Source organism: Ruegeria sp. HKCCD7296 (assembly GCF_013110775.1).
GTDB lineage: Bacteria > Pseudomonadota > Alphaproteobacteria > Rhodobacterales > Rhodobacteraceae > Ruegeria.
On record NZ_WVRF01000013.1, the window covers coordinates 132,678 to 141,132 of the forward strand.

Below are 8,455 nucleotides of genomic sequence, written 5' to 3' on the forward strand. Positions count from 1 at the left end.
CGCTCAGACTGGAAAGTGTTTTGGGAAGAACCGCGACAGCGAAAGCATGCAAACATCCCTGAATTCCCGACGATCAGCCACTTTTGGATACAACATCAAACTTAGCCAGGCCCCGTCTGACATCGCCTCTACGGCCCGAGCTGTTTTTTCTGGATCAAGATCGTCGTAGCCACCGTCGGCAATCAATTCACTACATAGGTGCAAAATTCTATCATATCTTTCGTTGTCATATTTATTATGAATCTTCAGGTAATTAGGCCGATACTTCGCTTGCCCCCAGAAGGCAAACCAGACGGCCAACCGCTTGTGGGTACAAATGCTCTTGTCAAAGTCCGCTCGAATAATCGCAGCCAGCCGATGTGCGGCTGTAGGTTCCGCAGCCTCATAGTATTTGAGCCAATTTTCATAGTGTTCTTGTGCAAGGAAACCCAGCGCGGCGTCATACAAAGCTTCCTTACTGTCGAAGTGATAATTCACCACGCCATGGGACAGATTGGCTGTTTCTGTCACGTGTTTAAGCGTCGTGTCAGAAAACCCGCGTTTCGAGATCGAGTCTATGGCGGCCATGATCAACTGTAAGCGACGAACTTCGGGAGGTTCGGTGCGTCGTTTTTTCTGAAGCTCATGCGTCTCCAATTTAACTCTCCTCTCGTTCAGCCATTTGCCTGTCCAACAAATCCGCTCTCTGTTGCCGGAACATAATTATTGCTGCGATAGCGACACAGATAGCGATCACAAGAATCATGATGGTTGCTAGCGCGTTGATGTCCGGCCTGAGGCCCAGTCGAATGCGCGAAAAGATCAAAATTGGCAAGGTATTTGCGCCTGGGCCGGTAACAAAACTTGCTATGACCAAGTCATCGAGAGACAGCGTGAAGGCCAGCAACCATCCCGAAATTAGTGCCGGCGTCAGCTGTGGGATCGTTATGGCCGTCAGAACTTTGAACGGTTTTGCGCCAAGATCGGCGGCGGCTTCTTCCAGTGTTTGCCCCACACCGGTTAAGCGTGCCTGAATTGTTACCGCCACATAGGCCATGGAAAAGGTAATATGCGCGATCGTAATCGTCGCAAAACCGCGCTCAGCAGGCCATCCGATCAGCTGGTTCAGCGAGATGAAGAAAACCAGCAAGGACAATCCGGTTATCACCTCGGGCATCACCAAGGGCGCGACCAACATGCCACCGAACAAGGTCCGCCCCTTGAACCGTCCAAAGCGCACCATAGCCAGACCTGCCAAGGTGCCAAGCGCCGTGGCAAAAGTAGCGTTGACAACGGCAATCTGAAGACTGAGTGAAACAGCGCTCCAGACTTCCGCAGATTGAAAAAGCTCTTTGTACCAGCGCAACGACCATCCACCCCAAACCGGTACCAGCTTGGAGTAGTTGAATGAGTAAATAACCAACAGGATCATTGGGATGTAAAAGAATGCCAGTCCCAAGGTCAGCATGATGGTTAAGAAACGGGAGCGTTTGGCGTACATCTATTGCTCCTCCGCTGCTTTGCCTTGGTAGTGCTGGAAAACCATGATTGGCAGCACCAGTATGAACAGCAGAACAATCGCAACTGCGGCGGCCACTGGCCAATCGCTGTTTCTAGAGAACTCATTGTAGAGAACCCGCCCAATCATCTGCACGTTGCCGCCACCTAACAGATCGGGGATAACGTACTCGCCGGTCGCAGGGATAAAGACCAGCAGTGAACCAGCGACAATTCCAGGCATCGTCAGAGGCAATGTGATTTTGAAGAAAGTGTTCGTTGGTTTGGAACCAAGGTCGGCGGCCGCCTCGTTCAGGCTGTTGTCCAGCTTCTCCATATTCGCGTACAGCGGCAGGATCATGAACGGCATATAGGTGTAGACGATCCCGATATAGACGGCGAATTCCGTGTAAAGCATGCGGATCGGCTCATCGATCACCCCCAGCGCTATCAGAAGGTTGTTGATCGTGCCTTGATCCGCAAGCAGGCCCATCCACGAATAGACCCGCAACAAGAAAGACGTCCAAAACGGAAGAATGATTGCAAACAACAAGAGCGGCTTCGCAACCGGCCCCGATCGTACAATTGCATAGGCAATAGGGTAGCCAAACAAGAGGCACAAGAACGTACACGTTACTGAAATCTTGAGTGAATTTACGTAAGTGTCAAAGTACAGGCTGTCTTCCCAGATGTAGACAAAATTGTCGAAGACCAGGCGGATTGTCATGATCCCGTCACCTGTCCACTCAATTAAACTTGTGAATGGCGGGCTCGCAATCGCCAGTTCAGCTAAGCTTATCTTGGCGACAATGAAGAACGGTGCCAGAAAGAATACAAGCAACCAGAAGAACGGTATGACGGTGACGATCTGACGCCATCTGCTATGGATACGCCGCATCACTAAACGGATCATGGGTTGTCGTTCAACCTGCGGCGGTTCGAACATATCCTCGGTGAAATCCGTCATGAGTGGAGCAACATGGCGCTAGACGGATCCCAGCTGATATTTACCTTGTCTTCCCAGGTTAATCGCTGCGCAGCATGCGTCGGACGTGACTGGTTGGGCTGAGTGACGTCGAAGATTTCGCCATTGGGAAGCCTTACCTTGTAGATCGATGTCTCTCCCAAATACCCAACATCGTCGATAACGGCCGCTGTCTGGTTCGCGCCCTCAGCAATTGTATCAGATTTCTCAAGTCGAATTTTCTCGGGCCTCAGCGCAACCCAAATCTTGCTGCCAGCCTTAACAGAATGACCGTGATCAATATAAACTTCGCAGAACTCGGTTTCGACCCGAACATGGTCGACCCCATCCTCGGTCACCCTGCCCTCAAAAATATTTGCTGATCCGATAAAGTCAGCCACAAAGCGGGATTCTGGAAACTCGTAGATCTCTGTCGGAGTTCCAATCTGTTTGAAGCGACCCGCGTCCATAACGGCCATTCGCGAAGACAGGGTCATTGCTTCTTCCTGATCGTGAGTCACGACGATGAACGTGACGCCGACCTTGTCCTGAATGTTGGCAAGCTCAAACTGCGTTTGCTTACGCAGTTTTTTGTCCAGAGCAGCCAAAGGTTCATCCAGGAGCAGCAACTTGGGACGTTTGACCAAGGCCCGCGCCAATGCAACACGCTGGCGTTGCCCACCGGACAATTGTTTAGGTTTTCTCTTTTTGAAATCTTCCAACTCAACAAGCTTGAGGATGTCGTGAACTCTGTCCGCAATGTCTAGCTTGGGGACATGGTCTTGCTCCAACCCGAAAGCCACGTTTTTTTCGACGGTCATATGCGGAAACAGCGCATAGCTTTGGAACATCATATTGGTCGGACGTTCGTAAGCTGGCACATCGGCCATATCGACTCCGTCGATAGTGATTGTACCACTGTTCAAATCCTCAAACCCAGCAAGCATTCGAAGTAGTGTCGACTTTCCACATCCAGATCCGCCTAAAAGGCAGAATAACTCTCCTTTGTAGATATCCAGATCAACGTTATCGACAGCAGTCACTGCACCGTATTTTTTGGTTACGCCTCTGATTTTGACCAGAGGTTCCTGTTCTTTTTGATCGAGCCATGGTTCTGGGCTGACAGCCGTGGAAACAGTCAATTTGGGCCTCTTAGTCTGCCAGTCGGGATCTGGGGATGCAGTAGCGAACCGGTCTGGTCCGCTACTTCATTTGCCGGTGTGAGTGGATTTAGTTTCCGGCCTTAAAGTCAGTCCAGGTACGTGTCTGCAAGCGCTCGACCTTGGGAGGAAGAACGGCAGTCGTGTACATCTTGGCAACCTGATCCGATGTTGGGAACGCGGCTGGGCTGGAGGTTACAGCCTCATCAACCATGGGCTTGGCCGTCAGGTTGGCGGTCGCATACCAGGTGAAGTTACTATCATTGGCCGCAACCTCGGGGCGCATCATATAGTTCAGGAAAAGATGAGCGTCTTCTTTGTTCGCGGCGTCTTCCGGGATTAGCCAACCATCAATCCACAGCTGCGCTGTACGATCACCTTCGGGCAGGAAGAAGTCTAGCACTACACCAGTGTCGGCTTCCGCTGCGCCAGACATGGCAAGGAGACCGTCAGGGCCCCATGTGGTTGAGACACAGAACTCTTTCTGAGGCATCCGTTGATAAGCATAGTTATCGAAGGTTTTGATGTATGGCCTGATTTCCGCCAACATCTCCCCAACCTTCTCATAGTCTTCCTTGTTTGTGGAGTTCGCATCCAGGCCCATATGCGCTAAAGCCATCGGAATGATGTCGCCCGGGGAATCCAGGAATGAAACTCCACACTTGGACAGCTCTTTCATGTGAACAGGATCGAAAACCATATCCATCGAGCCTATGGGGGCATCTGGATACGTCTCTTTCACCAATTCTTCGTTGTATGTGACGCCGTGCGTTCCCCACATATAAGGAATGAAGTGTTGGTTGCCTGGATCCCATTCACTTGACAACTGCTCCATGATTGCCGGGTCGATGTGCTTGATATTGTCCAGCTTCGACATATCCAACGGTGCAACAATTCCCGCCTTAATCAGACGAGCCGTATCACTGCCGGCATGACTAACCACATCATATCCGCTGTTTCCCGCGAGTAGCTTGGCATCAATTGCTTCGGCAGAGTCATACGGATCATAGATCACCTTGATACCGTATTCTTTTTCGAAGTTCTCGATTGTGTCTTCAGCGATGTATTCTCCCCAATTCGTAACCTTCAACACACGCTCTTGCGCGTAAGCCGATCCCGAAACTGCAGTAGTAGTTGCTGCTATAACTGTAATTCCGGCGATTTTCCTGATTGAGTTCATAACTTCGCTTCCTCTCCCTGAGTGGTGGCTGAATTTGTCTTGCCTTGTTTGCTAGTCTGTCTTCTCGAATGATCGCGCCTGCGTTGCCGGCGCGATCACCAAGCACCCCATTCCCCCAAGTCGCTATGTTTTTATCTGACTGGTCATTCAAAACGGTAGTCCGCTGAAATCTGCACTGTCAAGCTTGGTTGAATGAATTTTGATCATATCTCTACGTATCACTGGTTTTGCACCTGATTTGAGCAGGTAAATCGAAAACCATCGACCAAGGAAACCTCACAGGCGTGACTAGCAGCACATTTCTGAATGATCATTCAGTCAGAAAAAGTTGACGAGCAAGTCAATTTAAGCGACACCTACACTCAGTCGAAGAGTGGCGGATCCAGCAAGGCCAAATTTTCACTCCTGGATACTGTCCCCATCTGAGACCCAAACTGACCAAACCAAAACTATGCGGGTTGTTCCGATGCGCGACGAAGTAAGAAACACAGAAATTCCTACCAATTGGGACCGTCGCGGGTTGCCCGGTTGGTGCTATCACAGCAATGCCCTTCTTGAACTTGAGAAGAGCGAACTTTTCAAAACGCATTGGCAAATCGCGTGCCATGTTTCGGATGTTCCGGAACCCGGTAATTTTCTATGTTTTGACATGTGCGGTGAGCGCGCCCTGATCTTGAAGGACAGCAACTCGGACATCCGCGCGTTTCTAAACGTTTGTCGTCACCGCGGTTCTCGGCTGGTCTCGAAAGAGCAAGGAAAATGTGCAAACGCTCTAGTCTGCCCATTTCACGGCTGGGTTTACAATCTTGATGGAACGCTACGCGGCGCCGCCCGTCCAGAGTCGTTCCCCGATCTAGACAAGCACGAGTTTGGCCTGAAAGAGATTGAAATGGAAATCTGGCAGGGTTTTGTCTTCGTCCGATTCAAACCTGGACCCCAGCCATCAGTAGCCGAACTGCTAGCCCCGATTGAACAGGAAGTCTCTGCCTACAAAATGGCCGAACATGTCCCGACGGACGGAATCTGGACCGAGGAGACTCCTGTAAACTGGAAATCGATCAGAGATGTCGACAACGAAGGGTATCATGTCCCGCTCGCGCACCCTGCCCTTCAGGATCTGTATGGCTCGACCTATTCAGACGAACCATATGTCGATGGTATCTCACGTTCTGACGGAAAATTCACTCCGACAAAGGGCCGGAGGTGGGCCGTTCGCAACTACAAGAAATTCACTAAACCACAGCCTCACCTGCCAGAACACTTGCACAAAACTTGGCTTTACTACGGCATTTTTCCAAATGCGGTCATAGCCGTCACACCTGAGACGACCCTCTTTTATCAAGAGTTTCCGATCACGACGGATAAATCCATTCTACGGAGCGCGACATACCGAAACCCGAACGAAGACCGCCAACAAAGAGCGGCACGCTACCTTGCCGCCCGGATTGATCGAGAGACAGTGGAAGAAGATATTCAGCTCACGATATGGTCCAACGAAGCCATGGCTTCGGAGGCGTTTGAAGGCTTCTATCTTTCTGATCTCGAGTACGGCGTGCGCTCTCATCATGACCATCTCAGGAACATTCTGCCAATCTACAACTCTGAATCAGCGCCTGGAGAAGATGAAGTTGCCGCGTTGAATGATGCGATGTCCGCTGAGCCGAAATCGTGACTAAAGGTATATTCAAAGTGGAGGAAGCAGAAGCTCAAACGCAGTTCCTGGTAACAGCCATCGGAAAACCTGGCTCTGGCGCCACAAGATATGCTGCCGCGATGTATTTTTTTAAGAGCGGCGAGCTTTCTGCCGAGATGCTGGAAATCTACCGAAGATGCAGCAAGCTTGACACGGAAGATCCGCTCGATCTGGCTAGATACGAGGGCGTTTCAATTCCAGAATTCGTTTGCAATCTAAACTCAAGAACCAATCAATGACTGCTTCCGCGCAAACGACAAAATCCTTGGATAACTCAAATCCTTGTAAATTCTCAAAATGTAAGGAAAGCGCAAACCCACTCCGAAAACCATCTCTCATGCCAATCTCATTTCTGGAGCGAAAGCATTGAAAGTTCACGACTTTGACGTCGTTGTCGTTGGCGCCGGAGCAGCAGGAATTGCAGCTACTCACGCTCTCAAATCCGCGGGACTCTCAGTAGTCTGCATCGAGGCATCCAACCGCGTCGGGGGGCGCACACACACGGACACGGAAATCTTTGGCGTCCCGTTCGACATGGGTGCGCACTGGATGCATACCGAACATGCAAACGCTCTGAAAGCTCCAGGTCTCGCACTCGGCCTTGATCTCTATGCAGCCCCAGACAACGCGGTGACATATGGCTTGGAGGATGACGCTGTTCTGTGGGACGAAGTCGACGAGCTTCATAGCGCGATCACTGAAGCGGCGCGCATCGATGCAGAAATTGAAGCAAGTACCGGAATTCCAACAGACCGGTCCTTGGCAGACATTTGGCAGAACAAAGGGCATTGGTCGTTCACGGCAGCGATGACATTTGCCTTGTCGATTGCCAGAGATTTGCCGGATACATCTCTGCGAGACATCAGTGCCTGGGAGGGCGGAGACGATTGGTTTTGTCGCGAAGGCTTCGGACACCTAATTGCATGCACTGCAAAGGGGCTGCCAATTAAATTGGCCACTCCGGTCACAGAAATAAAATCTCTCACTGAAGGGGTGCAGATAACTACGGCCACTGGCAAGATCAAAGCTCGAACCGTAATTGTTACAGTTTCCGTCGGCGTCCTAGCCGAAGACATCATCCACTTTGATCCCCCGCTAGAATCCGACCGACGCTCAGCGCTCGAGCTCATCACTATGGGAGACTACAATCACGCTGGCCTCCTTTTCCGCTCCGGAGCTTTGCCAGTGCAACCCGATACTTGGTTGACGTACCACTTAGAACCCGACGCCAACGGGGTAGCCCGCGGAGGCGGTTTTCTTTGCAACATCGCAAACACCGGCCTTACCAGCTTTGAAAGTTCTGGAAGCTTTTCCAGACTTTTGCAGGACGCGGGGCCTGAAAGCGCCATAGAGCACGCGCTCGAAACATTGGTTGGCTTTTTCGGCACAACAGTCAGAAAAGCCTTCATCAAAGGCCACGCTACCGCTTGGCGAAATGAACCCTATGTGCGTGGTTCTTACGCTGGAGCCAAGCCGGGAGGCCACAACAAACGCGCTGTCTTACGCCAGTCTCATGCTGAGCGGGTGCACTTCGCCGGTGAAGCTACACATCCTAACCAACAATGCTCGGTCAGCGGAGCCCACCTAGAAGGATTAAGGGCCGCGGAAGATGTGTTGGCGCAGCTACGCTGAACACCTGGCGATCAACTTGCTCCAGCAAGTGGAACAGTCTTAGAATTTCGAATGAACCTTTGACTATAAGTCACAAGGCCAAGTTCATCTTTCGCATGCTCCGCGACCAGTTCAGGGTAAGCTATCCGGTCACAGAAAGATGATAAGAAATTGAAAGTTTTGAAGAACAAAAGCTGACCATGTTTCAGCGGGGTGGCTCGATGGGGACCAGATACTCTCTGTCTTGAGCAGTTTTCCTGGATGTCCGCTAAAGAACGGAACCAGACTTTGTGTCGTAAAACGACTATGTCTGCTGTGCGGACAAAGCAGACGGTTTGAGTGAAAGTACGCTCCAATTGTCCAGATCGCGA

At 51.0% G+C, this 8,455-nt stretch carries 9 protein-coding genes; 3 read left to right on the forward strand and 6 right to left on the reverse strand.

The features are described from left to right. Positions 1–3 precede the first annotated feature (3 nt). The 5 genes from GS632_RS16715 to GS632_RS16735 all read right to left on the reverse strand — a co-directional run bounded on the left by GS632_RS16715 (position 4) and on the right by GS632_RS16735 (position 4,780). Entirely contained in the window at positions 4–636 is a 633-nt protein-coding gene (locus GS632_RS16715) for a TetR/AcrR family transcriptional regulator (RefSeq protein WP_171722219.1), read from the reverse strand. 1 nt (position 637) lies between these two features. Next, a complete protein-coding gene (locus GS632_RS16720; protein WP_170352665.1) occupies positions 638–1,480 on the reverse strand; it encodes an ABC transporter permease subunit in 843 nt (280 codons plus the stop codon). Beyond that, on the reverse strand, positions 1,481–2,374 hold the full coding sequence (locus GS632_RS16725) for an ABC transporter permease subunit (RefSeq protein ID WP_216599185.1): 894 nt from the start codon (positions 2,372–2,374) through the stop codon (positions 1,481–1,483). It abuts the gene before it with no gap. A gap of 65 nt (positions 2,375–2,439) precedes the next feature. Continuing rightward, positions 2,440–3,582, reverse strand: coding sequence for an ABC transporter ATP-binding protein (locus tag GS632_RS16730; RefSeq protein WP_170352663.1), 1,143 nt, complete (start codon positions 3,580–3,582; stop codon positions 2,440–2,442). A gap of 88 nt (positions 3,583–3,670) precedes the next feature. After that, on the reverse strand, positions 3,671–4,780 hold the full coding sequence (locus GS632_RS16735) for an extracellular solute-binding protein (RefSeq protein WP_170352662.1): 1,110 nt from the start codon (positions 4,778–4,780) through the stop codon (positions 3,671–3,673). A gap of 466 nt (positions 4,781–5,246) precedes the next feature. Between GS632_RS16735 and GS632_RS16740 the strand changes: the two genes are divergently transcribed. From GS632_RS16740 to GS632_RS16750, 3 genes are all read left to right on the forward strand, one after another. Beyond that, positions 5,247–6,452 (forward strand): aromatic ring-hydroxylating dioxygenase subunit alpha, encoded by a 1,206-nt coding sequence (locus GS632_RS16740; protein ID WP_170352661.1) that lies wholly within the window; start codon positions 5,247–5,249, stop codon positions 6,450–6,452. Next, on the forward strand, positions 6,449–6,712 hold the full coding sequence (locus tag GS632_RS16745) for a hypothetical protein (protein ID WP_348540225.1): 264 nt from the start codon (positions 6,449–6,451) through the stop codon (positions 6,710–6,712). The genes GS632_RS16740 and GS632_RS16745 overlap by 4 nt, the downstream gene beginning before the upstream one ends. A gap of 127 nt (positions 6,713–6,839) precedes the next feature. Further along, the gene (locus tag GS632_RS16750) at positions 6,840–8,105 is read left to right on the forward strand and encodes an NAD(P)/FAD-dependent oxidoreductase (RefSeq protein ID WP_170352660.1); all 1,266 of its coding nucleotides are present in this window, start codon (positions 6,840–6,842) and stop codon (positions 8,103–8,105) included. An 11-nt stretch (positions 8,106–8,116) separates the two neighbouring features. Here GS632_RS16750 and GS632_RS22020 read toward each other — a convergent pair. Continuing rightward, positions 8,117–8,455 (reverse strand): hypothetical protein (locus GS632_RS22020; RefSeq protein WP_216601825.1); only part of this gene is annotated, 339 nt, incomplete at its 5' end.

Excerpts from the sequence above, each read along its gene's own strand:
- GS632_RS16720 (WP_170352665.1), bottom strand. The coding sequence starts at position 1,480 with ATGTACGCCAAACGCTCCCGTTTCTTAACCATCATGCTGACCTTGGGA.
- GS632_RS16725 (WP_216599185.1), bottom strand. The coding sequence starts at position 2,374 with ATGCGGCGTATCCATAGCAGATGGCGTCAGATCGTCACCGTCATACCG.
- GS632_RS16735 (WP_170352662.1), bottom strand. The coding sequence starts at position 4,780 with ATGAACTCAATCAGGAAAATCGCCGGAATTACAGTTATAGCAGCAACT.
- GS632_RS16740 (WP_170352661.1), top strand. The coding sequence starts at position 5,247 with ATGCGCGACGAAGTAAGAAACACAGAAATTCCTACCAATTGGGACCGT.